We start from the raw sequence: 22313 nt of genomic DNA, 5'->3' as shown, positions 1-22313 counted from the left end.
CGCCTCGGCTGGACCGGGCACGACACGACTTGAACCACGCCGGTAAGCCCGGAGAAGCCGGGAACTGCAGCGTCCAAGCAGCACAACGTTCATCGTCAGGCGTACTGGCGGCAGCTGGATCGCATGCTGTCGTTCCGGTCGCCTCACCTCGCGCATGGCAGGCATCGGTTTGTACTTGTGCCGCCTGCGCGGGTACGGCTCCGGCCTGGACATCACCGCGATGCGCTAACTGGCTTCCCGAGTCAAGGTGTCCTGACAAAAACTCAGCCAAGGACGTCGCACACCAGATTGTCCGGCTCCTTGGAAACGAGACGCATGGCCTCCGCCGGGAGCACGGTGTCTTCGTCGATGTGAGCACACCAAATCTGCTCAGGGTCTAACTTCGTGTCGCTCAAATCCGCTCCACGCAGATTGGCGCCGCTCAGATTCGCGCCGCGTAGATCCGCACGGACCAGATCCGCGTGGCTCAGATCTGCGACACTCAAGATTGCGCCGCGCAGATCCGCGTCGATCAAGTCTGCGTCGGACAAAGAAGCATGTCCCAGGCGCGCACGGCTAAGGTCGGTTTCGGACAGAGAGATGCCGAAAAAGGCGCTACCGTCGTAGTCCGGATTGCGGCGCACAAGCACGGTCAGGGACGCCTGAATGTCCACAGGCCGGGGGGTTGAGTCTCCTGTGAATGACCCGTCGTCCGCGCGACGGGAGGGAGAGTGGACACGGACAAAAGCGCTGAGGATATCCACTACTGCCGGTTGGTCACCTACAGAGTCACGCATGAGGCGTTCCAAGGCGTGGATCGCGCCCAGCCTGACATCGATCTTCTCCGGACCGGCTTGGCCGAGTTGCTCGACGGCCTTGGTGAACCGTTCGGTGATCTGCCCCTGCAAGGCCAGTTGCTGCTGTTCACGGTTGTAGTTATTCGTCACGATGAGCCCTGCACCGACTGCAAGCACCGACAGAATGCTGGCTACCGCGGTCGCCCTTTGCCACGGATCGGCCCGCACATCGACCTGGCCCACCGTAGTCAGCTCCACCCGGGCCGTCGCACCCCGAGGTGCACGCGGTCGCCGCATTACTACCTGAGGCGGAGCGGCTCCCATCGGTGTCCGACCGCGGCGCCGGCGGCTGGCCGTCGCGGTAGGTGAAGAAGCTGACGAACCTGTTCTCCATGCAGTACGGACGGCGGCAAGGCGTTTCGGTAAGGTCGGCACGCTTCCTATTGCACCCGATGACTTCCACCTTGGTCACCCACGAGGAGGACGCCGGGGTTCGTCGAAGATCAATGAGTACCGCGTGTCGGCTACCGCAATTGCGCTGGTCACCGAAGCGGAGACTCAGTGATGCTCCCAAACACGCAGCGACTACCAGCAATCCATTCCTGACTTGGAGACCACAAGGTTGAGAATCGAAGCTCAGCTTCCTGCGTAGTGGAGGACCTCGGCCAGCAGGCGGCTGGTTGCCTCGCCGCGCAGGGCGTAGTACACGTTGCGGCCTCGGCGTTCGCGGCGGATCAGGCGGGCGTCGAGGAGGAAGCGGAGGTGGTGGGCGACGGCTGTCGGGTCGGCGTCGATCTCGGCGGTGAGGGCGGCCGGCGTCAGTTCGCCGTGGTCGCGCAGCAGGATGAGGATGTGGAGGCGGTGTTCGTAGGCCATGCCGCGCAGGACCGCCACCGCCCGCGAGAGGTCCGGCGCCGTCACGAGGCGACCCGGCGGGCCAGTGCTGACAGCAGGAGGATGCCTGTCGCGGCGAGGGTGATGCTTGCGCCCGCGGCGACGTTCCATTGGCTCGACGCCCACAGACCGGCCAGCCCCGACGCCACCCCGAACGTGACCGCCAGCCCCGTGACCACCTGCAGCCGCGTCGACCAGAGCCGGGCCGCCGCTGCGGGGGCCACGATCAGGGCCAGGGCGAGGATCGTGCCGACGGCCGGGACCACGGTCACGACCACCACCTCGATCGTCAGCAAGAGCAGCAGGTCCCAGCCGCCCGTCGCATAGCCCGCGGCCCGGGCGCCCGTACGGTCGAAGCCGACGAAGAGCAGCGGCCGCGCGAAGACAGTCAGCACCCCGGCGATCAGGACCAGGACCGTGGCGGTGACGATCAGGTCGGATGGGGAGACGGTCAGGATCGAGCCGACCAGGAACGAGGACAGGTCCCGGCTGAAGCCGCTCTGCGTGGCGACCAGACCGGCTCCGAGCGCGAACCCGCCCGACACCATGACGCCGGTGGCCGCGGCGGCGTTCTGGCCGCGGGCCCGGCTCAGCGCGGCCACGGCGCAAGCCACGATCGCACCCGCCACGATGCCGCCGGCGTAGATGTTCACGCCGATGATCGATGCGGCCACGACGCCGGGGAAGGACGCGTGGGTCAGGGCGAGCGTGAAGAAGGACAGCCGGCGCAGCACCACCTGCACCCCGATCAGGCCGGCCAGCGCCCCGACGAGGATCACTTCGGCGGTGGCCCGGTGCAGCGCGTCATCCCACCAGTGCACGTGACGGGCCCTTCAGGAAGGAAAGGAGCAGCAGCACCACGTAGCCGGCCACGAGCAGCAGCACGACCGCGGACGCGCTGGTCAGCGAGATGCCGTAGTCGATCGATGCGGTCCAGCTCAGCCACAGGCCGCCGTACCCGGAAAGCAGGATCAACGCCGTTCCCACCGCGGCCATCACGGGGAGCCGGGCCGTGACCATGCGGGCGGCCGCCGCCGGGACGATCAGCAGGGCCACGACGAGGATCGTGCCGACCGCGCGGACCGCGGCGACCACGACGAGCGCGACCATGACGTTCAGCCAGAGGTCCAGCCAGGCGATCCGATAGCCGGCCGCGGCCGCGCCCGCCGGGTCGAACGTGCGGAAGATCATGGCTCGCGCCCCGATCGTCAGCAGGCCCAGGATGACCACGGCGAGGACCGCCGTCTCGGCGAGCTGCTGTGGCGTGACGGTCAGCAGGCGTCCGAAGAGGAAGGACGTCAGATCCGAGGTGTACGAGGACCGGCGCGACACGAGCACGACCCCGAGCGAGAACATCGCCGTCAGCACCACGGCCGTCGACGCGTCGTCGGAGATGCGGCCGCCCCGGGTCAGCAGGGTCAGGACCACCGCGGTGACCAGCGCGGCGACCAGGGCGCCCACGAAGAGGCCCTCGAGGCCGCCCGCCACGAAGCCGATGACCACGCCGGGGAAGACCGTGTGGGTCAGCGCGTCGGAGACGAACGACAGCTTGCGCAGGAACACGAACACGCTGACCGGGCCGCAGATCAGCGCCAGCAGCGCCAGCTCGGCGAGGGCCCGGGCCATGAACGGGGCCTGGAACGGTTCGATCACGGGTCGACCAGCACAGTCCGGCCGTCCGCCAGGTCGATGGCGTGTCCGCCGTACGCGAGTCTCAGGTTGTCGGAGGTGAGCGTCGTGTCCGGGGGCCCGGCGGCCCACTGCCGGCCGTTGACGAGGCAGACGATGTCGGCGAGGTCGCGCGCGACGGTGAGGTCGTGGGTGCTGAGCACGAGGGCGGTGCCCGCGGCGGTCAGCTCGCGCAGCACTCGGACGATGGCTTCCTGGCTCACCACGTCCACGCCGTTGAAGGGCTCGTCGAGCAGCAGCAGCTTCGGCTCCGCCGCGATGGCCCGGGCGAGCAGCACCCGCTGGCGCTGGCCTCCGGAGAGCGTGCCGAAGTGCTTCCCGGACCGGTCGGCCAGGCCCACCAGATCCAATGCCTCGCGTACGGCCCGGCGGTCGGCCGCGCGAGCGGGACGCCACCAGCCGATCCTGCGGTAGCGCCCCATCATCACGACCTGCGCGGCCGTCACCGGGAAGTCGGTGTCGAGCGCGTCGGTCTGCGGCACATAGCCGACCTGGTCACGGGCCGCGGCGGGCGCGCGGTCGAGCACGGTCGCCGTGCCGCCGAGCACCGGGACCAGCCCCAGCAGCGATTTGATCAGCGTCGACTTGCCGGCGCCGTTCGGGCCGACCAGGGCCAGCCGCTGACCCGCCGCCAGCGTGAGGTCGACGCCGGTGAGCACCGGACGGCCGTGGTAGCCGACGCTCACCCCCGTGTAGCCGATCACGGTCAGCCCGCCAGCGCGGACGTGATGACCTCGGTGTTGTGCTGCTCGGCCGCCAGATAGGAGCCGTCGGGGCCGAGGCTGTCACCGAACAGGGCGTCCTCGCCGGAGACCACCTTGACCCCCGCCTGCTTGGCGATGGCCTCCGCGCTCTTGGCGGGCAGCGAGCTCTCCGTGAAGATCGCCTTGGTGCCGGTGGCCTTGATCTTCGCGACCAGGTCGGTGAGCTGCTGCGCGGAGAGCTCGGCGGAGGTGTCGAGGCTGGGGATCACCGAGCCGACGAACTCGATGTCGTAGCGCGCGACGTAGTAGCCGAACGCGTCGTGGTTGGTGACCAGCTTGCGCTGCGCCGCCGGGATCTTGGCGAAGGCGGCCTCGTTGTCGGCGTCGAGCTTGTCGAGCTGCGTCGAGTACGACGTCAGGTTCTGCGCGAACGCCGACGCCTGCGCGGGCTCGGCCGCGGCCAGCGCCTTCTCGATGTTCGTCACCATGATCTTGGCGTTGCGCGGATCGTGCCAGATGTGCGGATCGTGCTCCTCGCCCTCGTGCTCCTCGCCCTCGTGCTCCTCGTGCCCCTCGAGCAGGGTCACGCCCTGGCTCGAATCCACCACGGTGCCCGAGAAGCCGGCCGACGAGATGGTCTGGTCGAGCCACTCCTCCAGCCCGACGCCGTTCTTCACGACGACCTTGGCCTGCGAGATGGCCTGGAGGTCGGCCGGGGTGGGCTCGTAGTCGTGCGGGTCGACGTTCGGCTTGATGATCTGGGTCACCGCGACGCCGTCGCCGCCGATGGCCCGCACGAAGTCGGCGACCTCGGGGGTCGTCGCCACCACCGCCAGCTTGGATCCTGCATCCGCCCCGGCCTCGTCCGCAGTTGAGCCGCAGGCCGAGAGAAGGGAGGCCGCTACGACAACGGCGAGAGCACGCTTGACTGGAATCACGATTACCACTCCGATCCTGAGGGCCGTAACGGTAATCGTTTTCAAATTTTATCGTCTAATCGCGAGATGACGATGTGTTCACGTACGGACCGCCGCCAGCGCCGCGTGCCGTCCGCACCGCCACACCACGCCCGCCTCCGCGAAGCCCGCCCGCCGCGCCGCCGCGGCATGCCAGCCCGCGGACGCCACGAACTCAGCGGGCGATTTGTCCCGGAAGGTGGCGGCCCTCTGGTGCAGCAGAGCCTCCAGGCCCTCCAGATTCGCCCACCACTGAGCCCAGGCCAGCTCCGCGGCCGCCTCGTCCGGGCCGGGTTCCAGCGCACCCATCAGCCCGGGCAGCCCGTCGTCGGGCATGAGATCCGCCACAACCAGTACGCCACCCGGAGCAAGCGCCCGCCACGCCGTCGCATAGGCGCCGGCCGCCTGCTCGGGCGTCAGGTAGTGCACGGTCATGACGGCCGTGATGAGGTCGTACCCGCCCGGCGAGGGCCACGGGTCGGACGTTAGGTCGGCCTCGACCACGGTGACGTTCGAGGGGACGCCGGCCCGGGCCATCGCGAGCAGGACGGGGTCGATGTCGAGCAGCGTGACGGCGGCGGCGGGCCAGCGCCGGGCCATCCGCTCGGCCAGCACCCCGGGGCCGCCGCCGAGGTCGAGCACGCGCCGCGGCGGCCCACCGGCGGCAGCCTCGGCCGCGACGTGCACCGTCCGCTCCAGCTCGGCGAGGCCGGGCACGAACCCGCCCATCACCGTTTCCCAGGAGTCGCGCCACAGAGCGGTGTTCACGAGATCACACGATAACGGAAACCATTACCGTTCGAGCGCGGAGAGCACGGTGAGGAGCCGGTCGATCTCCTCGGCGGTGTTGTAGACGTGCACGCTGACCCGTACCGACGAGGTTTTCTCGCCCTGATCGCCCTGGCAGTGACCGTCCGCGCGGACCATCAGCCCGTCGCCGGCGAGGATGAAGCCCAGGTCGTTGGAGCCGATCTCGCGGTGCCGGAAGGTCACGATCCCCTCCCGGCGCTGCACCCGCGATCCGGGCGCGAGGCTCGACTGACAGCCCAGCACCTCATAGCTGGGCAGCCGCTGCAGCCCGTCGGTCAGCCGCACCCCGAGCGCCTTGTTCCAGGCGGCGATCCGCTCCTGCCCGGCCGCCTCGAGCCAGTCGAGCGCGGCGACCAGGCTGATGATGCCGCTGGTGTTCGGCGAGCCGGCCCAGCCGCCCGGGGCGAAGACCGGGCCGCGCCGGTTGCGCGCCCAGACCGCCCCGACACCCGGCAACGCCATCGTCTTGTGCCCGGAGAAGACGGCGAAGTCCACGTCCAGGGCTGCGACATCCACGGGTACGTGCCCCGCGCTCTGCGCCGCGTCCAGGCAGATCGGGATGTCGGGGCCGACGGCCGTACGCATGCGGTGGATGTTCATGTCGTTGCCGTAGACGTGGTGCACGTGCGTGGCGGCAATCAGCCGCGTCCGCTCGGTGACCAGCTCCCCCAGCCGCCGGTAGTCGTAGTCGTGCGCCGCGTCATAGGGCATCGGCACGATCCGGACGTCGCCCGCCAGCGCGGCGGCCTCCCGCCACGGCTCGATGTTGGCCGCGTGGTCCGCGAACGGCACGATGATCTCGTCGCCGTCCTTCAGCTGCGGTGCCAGCCAGTCCCGCGCGATCGTGCGCAACCCCTCGGTGGTCCCGCTCACGAAGTGCACGCCGGACCGGGCGGGCTCCGGATCGCCCAGGAAGCGGCGCACCCGGTCGCGGGCCTGCTCGATGCGGGCGGTGGTCCGGTTCGCCCACGGGTACGTGCCCCGGGCCGCATTCGCGTTGCCAGTGGTCAGATAGGTGTGCACCGCGTCGAGCACGGCACGCGGCTTCTGCGACGTGGCGGCACTGTCCAGATAGGCCACGTCCGGATTGGCGGTGATCAGGGGGAACTCGTCCCGCAGCCCGGCCAGGTCGACCATGTCAGTCCCGGACCAGCTCGGCGCCGGCGTCCCGCCACGCGATCACGCCGCCGTCCAGCGAGTGCACGTCCGGGTGGCCCATCCGGGTGAGCAGCGCCGCGTACTTCGCCGATTTCTCACCCACCGGGCACACGAGCAGCACCGGCTGCCGGCGGCTGAAGGGCAGGCCACCCTGCAGCAGGTCGGCGAAGAGCTCGTCGACGATGTTGATCGAGCCGTCGATGTGCAGGGCCTGGTAGGCGTACGGGCTGCGCAGGTCGACCACGAGCCCGCGCTTGCCGGCCACCCAGCGCTCGGCCTCCGCGACGCCGAGGGTCTTCGCCTCCGCCGCGTCGACCGTTCGCACGTCGTGGGCCCGCGGTGGCCGGTTGAAGAGCTGCGGCCGCCGGTCGCGCAGATAGCTGATGTAGCTCTCGACCCGGTCGCAGACGATGAAGACCGCCGTCTTCCGCTCGGTCAGCTCCGCGTCGATCCGTTGTAGATGCCGGACCGCACCCTGGTACGCGCCCCCGCCCGTCGGCCCGGCCAGCGTGCCGCAGCGGCGCACGAGCGTCAGCAGCCCGTCGATCGCGTCGTCGGCGCTGATCGTCTCGATGGTGTCGTAGCTCTCCGGGTCGAACAGGCCGACCGCGTGCGCCTCGTCGATCGTGCGGATGCCCGGGATGAAGTCGGACTTGTGCGCGACGAGACCCACCACGCGTACGTCCGGATTGTGCTGCCGCAGCGCCCGCGCGACCCCGGTGGACGAGCCCGCCGTCCCCACGCAGGCGATGAAGTAGTCGGGCGCCTGCCCGTCCAGGTCCTTCACGATCTCCGGCCCGGTCCCGTGCAGGTGGGCGTCGACGTTGAGGTCGTTGAAGTACTGGTCGGTGTGCGCGTAGCCGCCGTCGCCCAGCTGCTGGTACATCCGGGTCAGCGGGTCCTCGGTGTTCGTCGGGTCGAGACACTCGGCCTGCCCGGGCAGCTCCTCGATGTCGGCGCCGAGCAGCAGGAGCAGGTCCTTGATCTCGGGGACCTTCATCCGGTTGGTGACGCTGCGGAACGGCAGGCCGTGCATGCCGGCCAGCACGGCGAGCGCCTTCGCGGTGTTGCCGCTCGACAGCTCGACGACCGTTCCCCCCTGGGCGAGCAGGGGCCGCAGCATGTTCCACGCGGCACGGTCCTTGAGGGAGCCGAAGGGGTTGAGCAGCTCCATCTTCGCGTAGAGGTCGATGTGGCGCAGGCCGTGCACGGCCGGATCGATGCGCACCAGCGGGGTGTTGCCGATGGCGTCGGTCATGGCGTCGAATCTCATGCTGCCTCCCGGTGCAGGGGCCAGTACTGGTCGTCGAGGCACCATTGCCATGCGTCGTCGGTGCGGTAGAGCGCTACCTTGCGTGCGATCGGCTGCCGGAGCGCCTCCGTAGCGCCGAAATCCATGAAGTAACCGGCCGTGTTGACGAAGGCGAGCAGGTCGCCGGCCCGGGGACGGCCGGGGAGGAAGACCTTGCGCCGCGTGATCAGATCCGATTCGAGACAGAGGCTGCCGAAGAGGTACGCGCCCTCGACCGGCCCCTCCCGCTGCGGCAGCGCGACGGGGTCCATGAGCACGCCGTGGTTCTCGGTGCTCACGTCGCCGGCGTTGCAGTCCAGCCGCACGATCAGGCCGGCGGGGTCGTCGCGCACCTCGAGCACCCTGGCCAGCACCAGCCCGCACTGGTCGAGCAGCGCGCGCCCCGGCTCGACGTGCAGGTCGACCATGCTGTCCAGCAGCAGCTCACCCAGGGGACGCCCGAGGCCCGGCGCGGGGGTCCGCAACAGCTGATCCAGGTACGCGGGCCCGGTGACCTTGCGATACGCCGGGTAGAGCCCCAGCGACCCGCCGACCGTCCCGCCCTCGTTGCGCAGCCCGTAGCCGTGCCCGTTCCAGGTCAGCGGCTCCCGGCGCCCGAGCACCGCCTCCGTCAGCGCCGACGTGTACGCGTCCCACTCCCCCTCGTCGGCGAGATAGCTCACCCCGAACCCGCCGCCGGCGTCGATGGCCCACGGCCGCAGCCCCCGCCGGCGACAGGTCTCCAGCGCGGTCAGGCAGCCCTCCAGCGCCACGGCCTTCTCGGGCAGGGCAGTCGTGTCCAGGTGGAAACCGACGCCCACCGGCTCGAGGACGCCCGCGTACTTTCCGACGAGATCGAGAATGGGTTCGAGCCCGTCCGGCGGGACCCCGAAACGGCTGCGCCGGCTTGCCATCCGTACGCCCGGGGCAGCGAATTCCGACAATCGCAACAGGATCCGCACCGGGGGCAGCCCGCGGTCGCGCACGAGATCGCCGAGCTCGGCGACTTCGGCGGCCGAATCGACGTGCACCAGCACCGAAGTGCGCGCACACAACCAGAGGAATGCCCTGTTCTTGGGCCCGGTCGCGATGATGCGATCGGGGGTGAATCCGGCGCCCAGCGCATGTTGCAGCTCACCGAGCGAGGCGACGTCGATCCCGGCGTCCCCGGCGGCCAGCTCCCGGACCAGGGCGCTGGACCTGTTGGCCTTGTGGGCGAAGTAGATCCGCCCGCCCAGCCGGTGCTGCGCGTGCACCGCCCGGAACGCCGCGACGTTGCGGCCGGCCTGCTCGGGAAGAACGACGTCGAGCGGAGATCCCAGAGCCTCGACCAGACGGCCGAGCAGTGCCGTTTCGCCGAGCAGTGAATGCACGAACTCATTGATCCGAGGAGACAAGGACAGCGTCAAATGCAACTCCCCACCGAGAGCAGCTTTCTTTTCACGCTAACCGATGGCGGGGCGCCCGCCAACCGCGGCGCAACGCCGATGACCCACATAGCCGCATGCGCATGTATCCCGGATACGAGTCAAGAGAACTGTCAATTAATTCCCCCTCACATTGACAGCCTGATCCGCGCCTTGCCTTTTGGGAGAGCCGCCACCTCGGCTGTCACGCCGTACACCGCGCGGATGCGCTCCGGGGTCAGCACCCCGGCCGGCGTCCCCGCCGCCACGACCCGGCCGGCCTCCAGCAGCACCACCAGGTCGCAGTACTGTCCCGCGAGCTCCAGCTCGTGCAGCGCCGCCACCACCGTGACGGGCGACCGCGCGAGATCGTGCAGCAGCTCGAACCGGTGCCGGATGTCCAGATGGTTCGTCGGCTCGTCGAGCAGCAGCACGTCCGGCTCCTGCACCAGCGCCCGCGCGATGCTCACCCGCTGCCGCTCCCCGCCCGACAGCGACGCCCACCGCCGCTGCTCCCACCCGCCGAGCCCGGCGGCGACCAGGGCCGCGGCCGCCTTCGCCGCGTCGGCCGCGCTCGCCGGCGCCAGCAGCGACCGGTGCGGGATCCGCCCCAGCAGCAGCACGTCGAGCACGCTCATGTCGGCGTCGTCCGGGGTGTGCTGCCCGACCACGGCAACGCGCCGCGCCACCTGCCGCGCCGGCAGCGCCGCCCGGTCCGTACCGTCGAGAAGCACCCGGCCCGCGTCCGGCCGGTCCAGTCCCGCGAGCACGCGCAGCAGGCTCGACTTGCCGGAGCCGTTGGGCCCCAGGAGGCCGACGAAGGAGCCGCCGGGCGCTTCCAGCGTCGTCTCGCGGAGGATCCGCCGGCTGACTCTGTCGGCTTGCACCCTCACGACGCGGCCTCCCTCCTGAACAACAGCGCGAAAGCCGGTACGCCGAGCAGCGCGGTCACCACTCCGACCGGCAGCTCCTGGGGCGCGAAGACCGTACGAGCGGCCGTGTCCGCCCAGATCAGCAGCGTCGCCCCGGCGATCGCGCACGCCGGCAGCAGCACCCGGTGCCGGGACCCGGCCATCCGGCGTACGGCGTGCGGAACGGTCAGCCCGACGAACCCGATCGCGCCGCTCGCCGCCACGAGCACCGCGGTCAGCAGCGCCGTCACCGTGAACAGCAACGCCCGGACGCGCGCCGGTGCGAACCCCAGCGTCTGGGCCACGTCGGCGCCGAACGAGAACGCGTCCAGGGCCGGAGCGGCAGCCCAGCAGATCAGGAGCGCGATGCCCGCGGCGGCCGTACACAGGAGAACGGCCGGCCACGACGCCGCCGCAAGCGAGCCGAGCAGCCAGAACAGCACGGTGCGAGTGCTGTCCGGCGACCCGGCGGCCACCACGGTGAGGCTGGTCAGCGCCGCGAAGAGCTGCCCGGTGGCGACGCCCGCCAGCAGGATCCGCGCCGGCCGGGTCCACCCGCGACCGGCGAGCAGCAGGGCCACCACGAAGGCGACCATGCTGCCCGCGAGCGCCCCGCCGGAGAGCGCGGCCGCGCCGGCGCCCAGGCCGAGGACCAGCACACACACCGCCCCGGTCGAGGCCCCGGCCGAGATGCCGAGCAGGTAGGGATCGGCGAGCGCGTTCCGCGTCAGCGCCTGGAGCACCGCGCCGCACACGGCCAGACCGGCACCCACCAACCCCGCCAGCAGTACGCGCGGCAGGCGCAGGTCCCACACGATGCTGTCCTGCAACAAGGGCAGCGGCCGGACGGGCAGTCCCGCGTGCGCCGCCACGGTTCGCAGCACGGCGGCGACCGAGAGATCAGCGACCCCGATCGCCACCGCCGCCGCGACACTGAGCCCGAGAAGCCCGACACCGATACCGAGAATGAGCCCGCTACGACTGCGGTTCGTCATCGGCTCGACCGGCTCATGACCGCTCGTCACCGGCTGGCGCTCGCGCTTGGTCATGGTCCTCTCCGGACCGCCACGGCGAGTCACCGGCGCGCGAACACGACATAGTCGTCGAGGTACTGCCAGACGGTTCCCACCTCGGCGAAGCCGGCCGCCCGCAGCGCCGCCAGATGGAACTCGAGCGGCGCCAACGGCTGCGGCGGCCGATCCGCGAACCGCCGCTCCCGCTCCGGGACCAGTCCAGCGATCTCGGGATGCCGGGCCGCCTCGGCGTACCAGGCGGCATAGTCCCGCGCCCCGCCCGCGAACGCCGCCGCCTGAGTCAGCGCGTCATGCCGCGCCGACAGGTCCCGCAACGCCGGCGACGAGTCGTCGAAGCGGAGATGATCCGCGTTCAGCAGCACCCCACCGGCCGGCAACAACTCGGCCGCCGCCCGATAGACCTCCAGCAGCTCCCCCGGCGACAACCAGTGCAGCGCCGTGGAACTCAGCACCGCGTCGACCGGCCCGACCACGCCGCCCCACCCCGGCGCCACCAGATCAAGATCACAAACCCGGGCCCGATCCCCGTACGCCCCTAGCACACCCCGCGCGATCCGCAACAGCACCGGGTCGTAGTCGACAGCAACGGCCGTGGCCTCGGAAAACGTCGACAGCACCCGCTCCGAGATCGCCCCCGGTCCGCACGCCAGGTCCAGCACCCGAAACCCGTCGCCCAGCCGCGCCCGCACCACGTCGAGCATCACCTCGAACCGGTTCTCCCGGTACGCCACGTAGGCCGCCTGCTGCTCGTCCCAGAGCCGCAGCAGCCGGCGCGCCTCGGCATCGCTGAGCTCCTGAGCGTCCGCGATCGTTCGCCCATCGCTCGTCGGCTCTTCCGTCACCACGGCCGGCTTCCCGCTTCCCGGCCGCCCCGCGCTCATCGGTTCAGCTCCCGCAGCCCGGCGCTGACCTGCTCCACCGCGGCGACACTCCTGACCGAGGGATCCATCGACGAGCCGGACACGGTGATGAAGCGTCCCGCCCGAACGGCGTCAAGCTTCGAGGTCACCGGGTTGCTCCGCAGAAAGTCCAGCTTGGATTGGGCGCTGTCCCCGTCGCCGCCCCGAGTCAGGTCCGCCAGCACGATGACGTCGGGATTACGCTGGGCGATCTGCTCCCAGCTGCCGGCGGGCCACGCCTGCTGCACGTCCCCGTACACGTTGCGCACCTTGAGCGCCGCACTGATCGCCGCCGGCATGCCGCCCGCCCCGGCGACATAGGGGGTGCTCGTCCCGGAGTAGTACCAGAGCACCGACCGGCCGCCACTCCCCGCGGCCGCATCCACCGCCGCCTGGAGCCGGGTCCGCTGCCGCGCCACGAGGTCCGCTCCCCGCTCGGCCACCCCGAAGATCCGCGCCACCTCGCCGATCTCCGCGAACAACCCGTCGAACCCGACCGTCGCCACCCCGTCCGCCGGCTCCTCACAGGCAAACCGCGACAGGTACGCCGGAATCCCCCGCGCCCCGAGCCCCGCCCTGTCCCCCGCGGCGTCGCCCGCATAGGCCGAGGTGAACGTTGAGTACACGAAGTCCGGCCCGGCCTGCAGCACCGCCTCCCGCGACGGATAGAGCTTCGCCAGCACCGGCACGCTGTCGTACGCGCTCTTCAGCTCGGGCAGCACCGGATCGGTCTGATAGCTGCTCCCCACCATCCGATCGGCAAGCCCAAGACTGAGCAAAATCTCCGTGGCGTTCTGCTCCAGCCCCACGGCGCGCCGAGGCCCCGCCGCAACCGCAAGCGACCGCCCGCAGTTCTCGACCACGGTCGCCGCCGCCTCCACCGGCAAACCGCCCCCACCGGCGCAAGCAGAGCTGAGCCCGACCCCCACCACCGCCACCAAACTGACAATGATTTTCATGTGCGGCAACCTAGCGACCCGCGCGCCGCTTCACCACCCACCCCTCCCCGACGTGTCCCACATCTCTCCCCACCCCTCACTAGCCCTCTTCCCCCCGCGCGCTTCCTCCATAAATGTCATGTCTCCTGGCCGCACCGAACTCCCTGTCACGCCACCCCGGTCCACGCTCCCACCCTGACGGCGACAGCCAATCGACACCAAAAGCGCGCCCGCCGAGCGCCGTCAGCACACCGAGGTAAAGCTCCCCTGCTGTCAGGCGTCGGCGGCCGTGCTCGTGACGGCGGCGACCGGCCGATCGCGGCGGAAGGCAGCAGGGCCAGCGTCTCCACGGCGCAGCCGCCTCAAGATGACTGCGGCTCAGAAAACCCAGCTTGCCCATCGCCGCCGGGGCGCTAGGGGCGACGGTTGGGTGAGCGTGTCCGGGCCTTCTCCAGCTGTCGAAAGCGGCTTCAACAGATGATGTCTGTGTAGCCTCGCTCCGCTATCCGAGCGACGACTGCTTCAATTGCTTCCCTCGTCACCGCCGGTATGACAACGACGGCCGACGCAGCGAAGTAGCCGGTCCCAGTCGTGGCGTCCACGACGTCTTGCGCCAACCGGACCGGGTCGTAGAAGGGGATCGTCCTGTCACCTTCGGCGGAGCGGAGGGTTATCTCGATCCAGCCTTTGGCTTCGGTCATCGCCCAGTCATGTTCGTCCATCGCGCCCGGGTAGACGATCTGCACTTCCGGCTGCCGCTTCGGGCTGTGGTTCACGCTGCTGAGCGGGCCTTGCACAAGCGACCGAAGAACCTGAGCGGGCCGGGTCTTCGTCGCGGCGGCCAGCTCGGCAACGGCGTCCGCTGCCAGGCCGGTCAGGTGGAGTGCCGCGGTCACCGCATCCTCCCGAACTGCGGCCTCGATGAGGTTGTAGACCCCCGCATCATCGTCCGCGAGATAGGCAGCCACACCCTCCCCGGCTGCCGATCTACCGGCTCCCGGTCGCCCTATTCTCATGGCGATCAGTCTCCCGCACGCGGCAGCACCCAGCGGCGCGACCTTCGCCCGCCCTCGGCCCGCCGGTCAGCTCATGCTGCCGCACGCGGCCGCACCCATCGCGCGCCCTCAGCTCGGCGGCCAGCTCGTGCTGCCGCGCGTCCACGAATGCCGGCGTCAGGATCGGCGCTGGGTCTGCTCGAGGTAGCGCAGGACCGCCGTGACCCGCCGGTCGGCCATGTCGTCGGGCGGCAGGCCGAGCTTCGCGAAGATGTTGCGGATGTGCTTGTGCACCGCGTTACCGGTGACGACCAGCCGCTCGGCGATGGCCGTGTTGCCCAGCCCCTCGGCCATCAACTCGAGCACGTCCCGCTCCCGCCCACTGAGCTGCTCCAGCCCGCTGTCCGGCCGGGTCCGCGTGAGCAACTGGCTGATCACCTCGGGATCGATGGCGGTCCCGCCGCCGGCAACCCGGTGCAGCGCGGTAAGGAACGTCTCAACCCGCCCGACCCGCTCCTTCAGCAGGTACCCCACGCTCTTCGCACTCCCGGCGAACAACTCCGCCGCGAAGGTGTGCTCCACATACGCCGACAGCACCAGCACCGCCAGCCCCGGCTGCCTCCGCCGCGCCTCCACGGCAGCGACAATGCCCTCGTCGGTATGGGTGGGCGGCATCCGCACATCAACAATGGCGACATCAGGCTGGTGCCGCTCGACCGCCTCAAGAAAAGGCCCCGGCGAATCGACGGCGGCGGCCACCTCCAGCCCCTCCGCCTTGAGCAGCAGCGCCAACCCTTCGCGCAGCAGCGGCTCATCCTCGGCAATCACAATCCGCACGACAGCTCCACTCCCACGGCCATCGACCCGCGCCGCAAATCCGCCAGCCCTGCGCGCAGCAGCAGCTCCTCGGCAATCACAACCCGCACGGCAACTCCACCCCCGTAGTCGTCAGCTCGCCCGGCAACCCCGCCAGGCTTGCGCGCAGCAGCAGCTCCTCGGCAATCACAACCCGCACGGCAACTCCACCTCCATGGTTGTCGGGCCGCCGGGCGGACTCGTCAGCGTCAAGCGCCCGTCGAACGCTGCCACCCGCCGGCGGATCCCGGTCAGTCCCGACCCGCGCTCCTCGTCGGCGCCGCCCTTGCCGTCGTCGGCGATGCGCAGGTGAAGCCGCTCGCCCTTCCGCCGCACCGTGACGGTGGCACTCCGCGCTCCGCTGTGCCGCGCCACGTTGGTCAGCGCCTCCGCCACGACGAAGTACGCCGTCGCTTCCACCGAGGCCGCGCATCGGCCGGGCAGATCGATGTCGACCTGGCAGGGCACCGCGCAGTCGCGGGCCAGACCGGTGAGCGCGCCCTCCAGGCCACGGTCGGCAAGGACCGGCGGATGGATGCCGCGAACGACCGTCCGTAGCTCGGCGAGTGCCTGCTCGGCGGCGTCCTGGGCGCGCTCCAGCACTTCGGCCGCGGTGTCCGGGTCTCGGGACAGCGCCCGCCGCGCGGCACCGAGCAGCACGGTCACCGCCACCAGCCGATTCTGCGTGCCGTCGTGCAGGGACCGCTCGATGCGCCGCAGCTCCGTGGCATGCGCGTCCAGGGCCGCGGCCCGGGTGGCGGTCAGGTGCGCGATGCGGAGCGACAGGTCGGCATCGCCCGAGAGCGGCAGCAACCGGCGGCCGGGCCAGGCCTGCAGGCGCGCCAGGCCGGGCAGGAGAACGACCGACAGGCCCAGCCATCCGGCGCCCATCACGCCGATTGCCAGCGCGTCGAGCCAGTTGTTGACCGGCCAGTAGGCGATGCTCGGGCCCTCGCTGCCGGGCGGGAGGAGGCGCCACCACAGGGGGAAGGTCAGATCCTGCACCGCATACAACGGGAGGCTGAGACTCAGCACCCCGGTGCTGATGCCGGAGAAGGTATGGAGGCCGATCCAGCCGAGGTCTTTCCGCACCGTCTGGTCCCGCAGGGCGGCCCTGATCCCGTCGGGCACGTCGCCCGGGCCGATCATCTCGGCGTCCCACCGCGACAATCGCGCTCGCTCCCGGTCGGCGAGCGCCCGCACCGCCTGGAGAGCGCTCGGGACGAGCAGGAGACCCACCCCGATCAGGCAGGCCGCGGCCACGATGGCGAGCCACACCAGCAGGGCCAGTGCGAGGATCGCCGTGCCGAAGCCTCCGACCGAGTGTTCGAGGCCGTCCACAGCCAGGCGCAGGCGCTCGATCAGCTGACTCCGGCGCTGAGGTTCTTCGCCGTTCGTCATGGCTTCGAACCTAGGTCACCGAAGGTCGCCGGGGCACCTTCAGGGCGGAAGAGTACAGCCTGCTGTACCGGCGTTGGGTCCCTGGCGGGATGGTCCCCAGCTCCCCGCCTTCCTAGCGTGGAAGGCGTCATCAGGACACCACCCGAGAGAGGACCACGACGATGACCGACCACGACGGCAGCACCACCCCCGGCCGGCTGCTCCGCCCGCTGCTTTGGCTGCTGCTCATCCTCAGCGGCGGGGCCAACGCGGCGATGTCCACCATCGCCGCGTCCAGGGGCGACAGCGCCACCCTGACCGCCGTCGGAGCCGGCTTCGGCGCGATCGCCCTGGCCAGCGCGGCGGCGCTCATCATCCATCACTACCGCACCCGCCGGCAGGGCCCGTGACGGCGGATCATGGCAGTGTCGACCCGGTGGCGGTGACCCGGGCTGTCGTGAATCTTCGAGCCCGCCGGGGGTTTCGCCCGCCGCTCACGACCGCGCCCACAGAGCGCCCCAGCCGTGACGCCTCTCTTCCCCGCCCCGCGGCCCGGCACACCGGACCCGCGTGCATGAAACGCCCGGAGACGGGCAGAAGAGGCAGACCTCGCGGCCGCCGGACGGGTCGGCAGGCATGACAGGCAGACACCCGCCGGAGCGATATCCACAAAGTTATCCACAGGCTGCACCGCGGCGGTGGAGATCCAATTAGGATTGCGGCCCTGACCCAGGGGAGCCCAGATGAGCGACAAGTTCGACACCGGCGTGGCCCACCCGGCCCGGCGCTACAACTACTGGCTCGGAGGCAAGGACAACTTCGCGGCCGACCGCGAGTCCGGCGACCTCCTGGCCAAGTCCTACCCCGCGGCGCGCATCGCGGCCCGGGCCAACCGTGCCTTCCTGCAGCGTGCGGTCGGCTATCTCGCGGGCGAGGCCGGCATCAGGCAGTTCCTCGACATCGGCACCGGCCTGCCGACGGCCGACAACACCCACGAGGTCGCTCAGCGCATCGCCCCCGACAGCCGCGTGGTCTATGTCGACAACGACCCGATGGTGATGGCCCACGCCCGGGCGCTGCTCACCAGCACGTCGGCGGGCGAGACCCGCTACCTCGAGGAAGACCTGCGCCACCCGGAGAAGATCCTGGCGGCCGCGGAGATCCTCGATCTCAGCCGGCCGGTCGGCCTGGTCCTGGTCGCCGTCGTGCACTTCCTCCCCGCCCAGGACGAGGCGAGGCAGATCGTCCACACCCTGCTCGACGCGCTCCCGTCCGGCAGCCACCTGGTCATGTCCTGCGCGACCACAGACTTCCTGACCCCCGAGCTCAAGGCCAACTGGGACGAGTCCCTGCGCACCGGCCGCTCCGACGTCTACCCGCGCACCCGCACCGAGTTCGACGAGTTCCTGACCGGCCTCGACGTGATCGACCCCGGCATCGTCGCCGTCAGCCAGTGGCGCCCCGACCCCGCCGCCACCGAACACGCCACCCCCGTCGAAGCCTCGATCTTCGGAGCCGTCGCCCGCAAGCCGTGACCCCGAGCCCGGCCCGAGCCCGGCTGCCGTGAGCCGGCAAGCACATGAGCGCCACCACACGGCCCTTCCGACCCGACCCCGACCCATGTGCGCAGACTGCTACTGATGCCGCTGTGACGGATGCATCGTTCAGCCGTGACCCTGCGGTTGCGCGTGCGGACTGGCACTTGTGCCCCGGCGGCGGATGCATCGTTCACTGACCCACGTGGGCGGACTGCCACTCGTGCGATGTGAGAGTTGTGTCGTTCAGCTGGGGCGATGGTGCGATGGCCGGCGGTCCACAGGGGAACAGCGGGCGGCTACCGGGGGGGGGAGTGGGCGGGTCTACTCGAGGGGAGATTTCCACTACGGAGCGATGGGGGGTGCATACTGGCTGTTCGGTCAGGTCACGTCCTCGCTACGGACAATTCAGCTCACGGCCGAGCGAACTCGCTGGTCATTGCTCATTTCGCCATGCCAGTCTCAGGTACGTGACTAGCGTTCCATCCCCGACGACGCCGCGGGGATTCACTCGGGATCAGATCGATGCAGGGTGGCGGTCCATGTGGCTGCTCGCGCGGTTCGTGCAGCGCGGCGGGCACCCGGCCGCGGTGGCGCCGACCGTCGAGTTGCGCGCCGGCGAGAAGCAGTACGGGGCCTTCCCGGCCGACGTGCTCTCCTACTCCTCGGACGGTGTCTACGTCGGCGGCGGGCTCTTCTGGGGCGGCGGCATCGGCACCGCGGACGAGACCACCGGGCCCACGGAGGCGGTCGAGCAGCCCGAAGGCCACGCGCCCGAGCCGACCGGCGAGGACTGCTGGCAGCCGCGCGGCCGGCACGGCGTGACCGTGACCAGCGAGCGCCTCATCCTGACCTCCCCGCGCGGCGGCGGCGCCGAGGAGCACGACTTCCGCGACCTGATCCTCATCCAGCCGAACCCGCTCGACTGGTCGGTCAACCTCTACTTCCAGGGCGCTCAGCCGATCATGCTCCGCAACCCCTGGATCCCGTGGATGACCGTCGTCCTCTGCGCCGAGCTCTACGGCTCCCCGTGGCCCCCCGGCCAGATCCCCGGCTCCGACCTTCCGGCCACGGCGGTCTGTTAAGCAGCGCGTTCACCCGGCGGCCACTTCCATCGACGAGAGTCCCTGGACATGCGCCGCACACTCCCGACCGCGCTCGCCGCAATGTTCATCCTGGCCGCGAGCCCGGCCCAGGCCTCGACCCGAAGTGCCGAGGCGAGCACCATCACCGCCGACGCCGAAGCCCCGCCGGTTCACGACGACGAAGCGGGCGGATACGCCGACGCCGACGACCCGGCGATCTGGGTCCACCCGGACGACCGCAGTCGCACCCGCATCGTCGGCACCGTCAAGAACGGCGGCCTCCGCGTCTACGACCTGGCCGGCCACGAGGTGCAGAGCATCCCGGCACCCCTCGGCGGCCGCTTCAACAACGTCGACATCACGAACGGCAACCTCGCCGTCGTCACCGATCGCGGCCGCGACCAATTGCGCTTCTACCGTTTCGACCGGCGCACGGCCCGGCTCACCGACGTCACGGCCGGCAACCCGCCCCTGCTCTTCGCCAAGGACCAGGAAGAGGTCGCGGAGCAGACGACCGGCTACGGCCTGGCCACGTACGGCAATCTTGCGGTTGTCAGCCGCCGCCACACCGCGCGCCTGGGCTTCTTCCGCATCAAGCAGACCGGCACAAAGGTCACCTACGTGCGCGAAGACGAGGAAGACCTCCCCACCACGTTCACGCTGAGGAACGGCGCGCAGTGGTCGCCCTGCGAGGAACCGCAGGTCGAAGGCATGGTCATCGATCCGCGCACGAACACCCTCTACGCCGGCCAGGAAGACGTCGCCCTCTGGCGCATCGATCTGCGCACCAAACGCCGCACGGCCGTCGAATACGTCGCCGAATTCGGCGCGCCCTACGACAAGGACAATGACTGCGCGATCACCGGCCCCGGCGAAGGTGGGCGCATTCACGCCGATGTCGAGGGCGCCACGATCTACGGCGACTATCTGCTGATCTCCAGCCAGGGCGACAGCCGTTTCCTCGTCTACGACCGCCGCACCAACCGCCCCCTGACCAGCCTCGCCGTGACCGACGGACCCCGGACCGACGGAGTCCAGCATTCCGACGGAGCCGCCGCCACGACCGCGAGACTGCCGGGTTATCCCCGGGGCCTTCTCGTCGTCCATGACGGCGAGGACGACAGTGGGGGCACGAACTTCAAGATTGTCGACTGGCGCCGGCTCGCGCGCCTTCTATAACCGACAGGAATCCGTTCACCGAGGCCGACCACGGAAACATCGAGGCACGCGCCCGGGCCGCCGTTCGCCGGTCCGGGCGCGCGAGCAGTTCCACGGCCGCCCGCGCGAAGGATTCCCCGTCCACCGCGCCCAGCCCGGCGCCGCCCACGACCTCGGGCAGCGCACTCCGGGCATGCACCACTGTGGGCGTACCGCTGGCCAGGGCTTCCAACGCGCTCAGGCCGAACGTTTCGACGGGTCCCGGCGCCAGGACGACATCGGCGGTGGCGAGCAGCGCGGCCACTCGTTGGCGATTGCCGACATGGCCGATGAATCGGGCAGGAAGCCCGCGCGCCGCGGCAGAGGCCTGCAGTTGCGGCCGCAGCGGCCCACCGCCGGCGATCACCAGCACCGCCGGTACGCCGGAAGCCCGCAAAGCCTCGACCGCATCGAGCGACAGCCCGGGACTCTTCTCCGCCGAGAGCCGCCCGCAATGCACGAGCAGCACATCCCGCGGCGCCGCCCAGTGCCGGCGCAGCAGCGGATCGTGCAACGAGGGGTGGAACCGATCAAGATCCACCCCCAGCGGTACGCGCACCACGTCCCGAACCCCGAGCCGCTCGAACTCCGCGGCCGCCCAGCTCGTCGTCGCCACGATCCGGTCGAACTCCGCGGCGGTCCGCGCGTTGAGCCGGTCCGCCAAGCGCCCGAACGGCCCGAGCAGCCGGAGCAACCCGTCGAGGCTCTCGTGCGACACCATGGTGGACGGGATGCCGTACCTCCGCGCCCACCGTCCCACCCACCGCAGCGTGCTGCGATCGGAGACCTCGAGGTGGTCGGGCCGCAGCCCGCGCAGCGTGTCGGCAAGCCGGCGCCGGTCGAGCAGCACCCGATAGCCGCCCATGCCCGGCACCTCCGGCCCGGGCAGCGTGATGACCAGCCCCTGCTCGGTCTCCGTCGACGTGTAGCTGACGCCGGGGTGGATCAGCACCGGGTCGTGACCGGCCAGCCGGTAGCCGGTGCCGAGTTCCCGCAGCGCCGTGCGCAGGCCACCGGAGCGCTCGGTGACGAAGTTCGCGAGTCGCACAATCCTCACGCACGACCTCCGACGAGAAGCCGGGCGGCGGAGAGGTGGCCGATCAGCTCGTCGCCGACCGCGGCCCAGGTGCGACCCTCGATCGCCACGCGTCCGGCCGCGCCGAGCAGCGCGCGCCGTTCCGGGTCGCCGACCAGCTCCGCGATCGCCGACGTGAACCCGTCGGCCTCGAAGGGCGGCACAAGATGTCCGGTACGCCCCTCGTGCACCAGGTCCAGCGGTCCTCCGGCGGCCGGCGCCACGACCGGCAGCCCGCTGGCCATCGCCTCCTGGATCGACTGGCCGAAGGTCTCGTACGGGCCGGTGTGCGCGAACACGTCCAGGCTCGCGTAGATCCGCGCCAGCTGCTCGCCGTGCCGCGCCCCGAGGAACACCGCGTCCGGCAGGGCCCGTCGCAGGTGCGCGCCGTGCGGGCCGTCGCCGACCACGACCAGCCGTACGCCGGGAAGTCGCGAAGCGTCCGCAAGCAGATCCACCTGCTTCTCCACGGCGAGCCGTCCCACGAAGCCGACGAGCGTCTCGCCGTTCGGGGCCAGGGCGCGGCGGATGCCCGTACTCCGCTTGGCGGGGTGGAATCGCACGTCGTCGACGCCGCGGCGCCACAGGTGCATCCGCTTCACGCCGTGCGCGTCGAGGGCGGCCATCGACTCGCGCGAGGGCACCAGCGTGCGGGCAGCCGAGTTGTGGATCGTCCGGATGATGCTCCAGCAGGCCTGCTCGGTGCCGCCGAAGTACTTGTAGAG

23 protein-coding genes are annotated in these 22313 nt (G+C 70.6%); 4 read left to right on the top strand and 19 right to left on the bottom strand.

The genetic code is table 11. The annotated features are described in order from the left end of the window. Window positions 1-263 precede the first annotated feature (263 nt). The 17 genes from RBH18_RS34270 to RBH18_RS34190 form a co-directional block, all read right to left on the bottom strand. Entirely contained in the window at window positions 264-1034 is a 771-nt protein-coding gene (locus RBH18_RS34270; RefSeq protein WP_306214638.1) for a pentapeptide repeat-containing protein, read from the bottom strand. A 378-nt stretch (window positions 1035-1412) separates the two neighbouring features. Next, window positions 1413-1697 carry an ArsR/SmtB family transcription factor gene (locus RBH18_RS34265; RefSeq protein WP_306214637.1) on the bottom strand — a complete coding sequence of 95 codons (285 nt, stop codon included), beginning with the start codon at window positions 1695-1697 and terminating at the stop codon, window positions 1413-1415. Continuing rightward, window positions 1694-2491 carry a metal ABC transporter permease gene (locus tag RBH18_RS34260; protein WP_306214636.1) on the bottom strand — a complete coding sequence of 266 codons (798 nt, stop codon included), beginning with the start codon at window positions 2489-2491 and terminating at the stop codon, window positions 1694-1696. Before RBH18_RS34260 ends, RBH18_RS34265 begins: the two co-directional genes overlap by 4 nt. Further along, window positions 2475-3323 (bottom strand): metal ABC transporter permease, encoded by an 849-nt coding sequence (locus RBH18_RS34255; protein WP_306214635.1) that lies wholly within the window; start codon window positions 3321-3323, stop codon window positions 2475-2477. Before RBH18_RS34255 ends, RBH18_RS34260 begins: the two co-directional genes overlap by 17 nt. Beyond that, window positions 3320-4063 carry a metal ABC transporter ATP-binding protein gene (locus tag RBH18_RS34250; RefSeq protein WP_306214634.1) on the bottom strand — a complete coding sequence of 248 codons (744 nt, stop codon included), beginning with the start codon at window positions 4061-4063 and terminating at the stop codon, window positions 3320-3322. The genes RBH18_RS34255 and RBH18_RS34250 overlap by 4 nt, the downstream gene beginning before the upstream one ends. A 2-nt stretch (window positions 4064-4065) precedes the next feature. Then, window positions 4066-4890: a metal ABC transporter substrate-binding protein gene (locus tag RBH18_RS34245; RefSeq protein ID WP_306214633.1), complete on the bottom strand. Its 825-nt coding sequence runs from the start codon at window positions 4888-4890 to the stop codon at window positions 4066-4068. Window positions 4891-5079: 189 nt separating this feature from the next. Further along, window positions 5080-5787 carry a class I SAM-dependent methyltransferase gene (locus RBH18_RS34240; protein WP_306214632.1) on the bottom strand — a complete coding sequence of 236 codons (708 nt, stop codon included), beginning with the start codon at window positions 5785-5787 and terminating at the stop codon, window positions 5080-5082. A gap of 24 nt (window positions 5788-5811) precedes the next feature. Continuing rightward, entirely contained in the window at window positions 5812-6966 is a 1155-nt protein-coding gene (locus tag RBH18_RS34235) for an aminotransferase class V-fold PLP-dependent enzyme (RefSeq protein WP_306214631.1), read from the bottom strand. A gap of 1 nt (window position 6967) precedes the next feature. Next, window positions 6968-8260 carry a pyridoxal-phosphate dependent enzyme gene (locus RBH18_RS34230; protein WP_306214630.1) on the bottom strand — a complete coding sequence of 431 codons (1293 nt, stop codon included), beginning with the start codon at window positions 8258-8260 and terminating at the stop codon, window positions 6968-6970. Further along, window positions 8257-9651, bottom strand: coding sequence for a type III PLP-dependent enzyme domain-containing protein (locus tag RBH18_RS34225; RefSeq protein WP_306214629.1), 1395 nt, complete (start codon window positions 9649-9651; stop codon window positions 8257-8259). The genes RBH18_RS34230 and RBH18_RS34225 overlap by 4 nt, the downstream gene beginning before the upstream one ends. Window positions 9652-9833: 182 nt before the next feature. Next, complete coding sequence (locus RBH18_RS34220; RefSeq protein WP_306214628.1) at window positions 9834-10577, bottom strand: ABC transporter ATP-binding protein; 744 nt, start codon at window positions 10575-10577, stop codon at window positions 9834-9836. Next, on the bottom strand, window positions 10574-11644 hold the full coding sequence (locus RBH18_RS34215) for a FecCD family ABC transporter permease (RefSeq protein WP_306214627.1): 1071 nt from the start codon (window positions 11642-11644) through the stop codon (window positions 10574-10576). Before RBH18_RS34215 ends, RBH18_RS34220 begins: the two co-directional genes overlap by 4 nt. 26 nt (window positions 11645-11670) lie before the next feature. Beyond that, window positions 11671-12474: a class I SAM-dependent methyltransferase gene (locus tag RBH18_RS34210; protein ID WP_306214626.1), complete on the bottom strand. Its 804-nt coding sequence runs from the start codon at window positions 12472-12474 to the stop codon at window positions 11671-11673. A gap of 32 nt (window positions 12475-12506) precedes the next feature. Continuing rightward, window positions 12507-13487: an ABC transporter substrate-binding protein gene (locus RBH18_RS34205; protein ID WP_306214639.1), complete on the bottom strand. Its 981-nt coding sequence runs from the start codon at window positions 13485-13487 to the stop codon at window positions 12507-12509. 449 nt (window positions 13488-13936) lie between these two features. Beyond that, window positions 13937-14434, bottom strand: a complete 498-nt coding sequence (locus RBH18_RS34200) for a hypothetical protein (RefSeq protein WP_306214625.1) — start codon at window positions 14432-14434, stop codon at window positions 13937-13939. 204 nt (window positions 14435-14638) lie between these two features. Then, window positions 14639-15298, bottom strand: a complete 660-nt coding sequence (locus RBH18_RS34195; RefSeq protein WP_306214624.1) for a response regulator — start codon at window positions 15296-15298, stop codon at window positions 14639-14641. 165 nt (window positions 15299-15463) lie between these two features. Beyond that, window positions 15464-16717: a sensor histidine kinase gene (locus RBH18_RS34190; RefSeq protein ID WP_306214623.1), complete on the bottom strand. Its 1254-nt coding sequence runs from the start codon at window positions 16715-16717 to the stop codon at window positions 15464-15466. Window positions 16718-16878: 161 nt separating this feature from the next. Here RBH18_RS34190 and RBH18_RS34185 point away from each other — a divergent pair, with 161 nt between their 5' ends. From RBH18_RS34185 to RBH18_RS34170, 4 genes are all read left to right on the top strand, one after another. Then, entirely contained in the window at window positions 16879-17106 is a 228-nt protein-coding gene (locus tag RBH18_RS34185; RefSeq protein ID WP_306214622.1) for a hypothetical protein, read from the top strand. A gap of 333 nt (window positions 17107-17439) precedes the next feature. Continuing rightward, window positions 17440-18231, top strand: coding sequence for an SAM-dependent methyltransferase (locus tag RBH18_RS34180; RefSeq protein ID WP_306214621.1), 792 nt, complete (start codon window positions 17440-17442; stop codon window positions 18229-18231). 542 nt (window positions 18232-18773) lie between these two features. Next, the gene (locus tag RBH18_RS34175; protein ID WP_306214620.1) at window positions 18774-19316 is read left to right on the top strand and encodes a hypothetical protein; all 543 of its coding nucleotides are present in this window, start codon (window positions 18774-18776) and stop codon (window positions 19314-19316) included. 48 nt (window positions 19317-19364) lie between these two features. Further along, window positions 19365-20495: a phytase gene (locus RBH18_RS34170; RefSeq protein ID WP_306214619.1), complete on the top strand. Its 1131-nt coding sequence runs from the start codon at window positions 19365-19367 to the stop codon at window positions 20493-20495. On the opposite strand, the gene RBH18_RS34165 is transcribed toward RBH18_RS34170, so the two are convergent. Continuing rightward, window positions 20455-21570 carry a glycosyltransferase gene (locus RBH18_RS34165; protein WP_306214617.1) on the bottom strand — a complete coding sequence of 372 codons (1116 nt, stop codon included), beginning with the start codon at window positions 21568-21570 and terminating at the stop codon, window positions 20455-20457. The genes RBH18_RS34170 and RBH18_RS34165 overlap by 41 nt on opposite strands. Then, the coding region (locus tag RBH18_RS34160; RefSeq protein WP_306214616.1) for a glycosyltransferase at window positions 21567-22313 on the bottom strand (747 nt) is incomplete at its 5' end. The genes RBH18_RS34160 and RBH18_RS34165, both read right to left, overlap by 4 nt.

Origin of the sequence: Actinoplanes oryzae, assembly GCF_030757795.1 — a bacterium.
Lineage (GTDB): Bacteria > Actinomycetota > Actinomycetes > Mycobacteriales > Micromonosporaceae > Actinoplanes.
The sequence above is the reverse complement of the archived record's forward strand: the minus strand, read 5'-3'. Positions and strand labels throughout refer to the sequence as shown.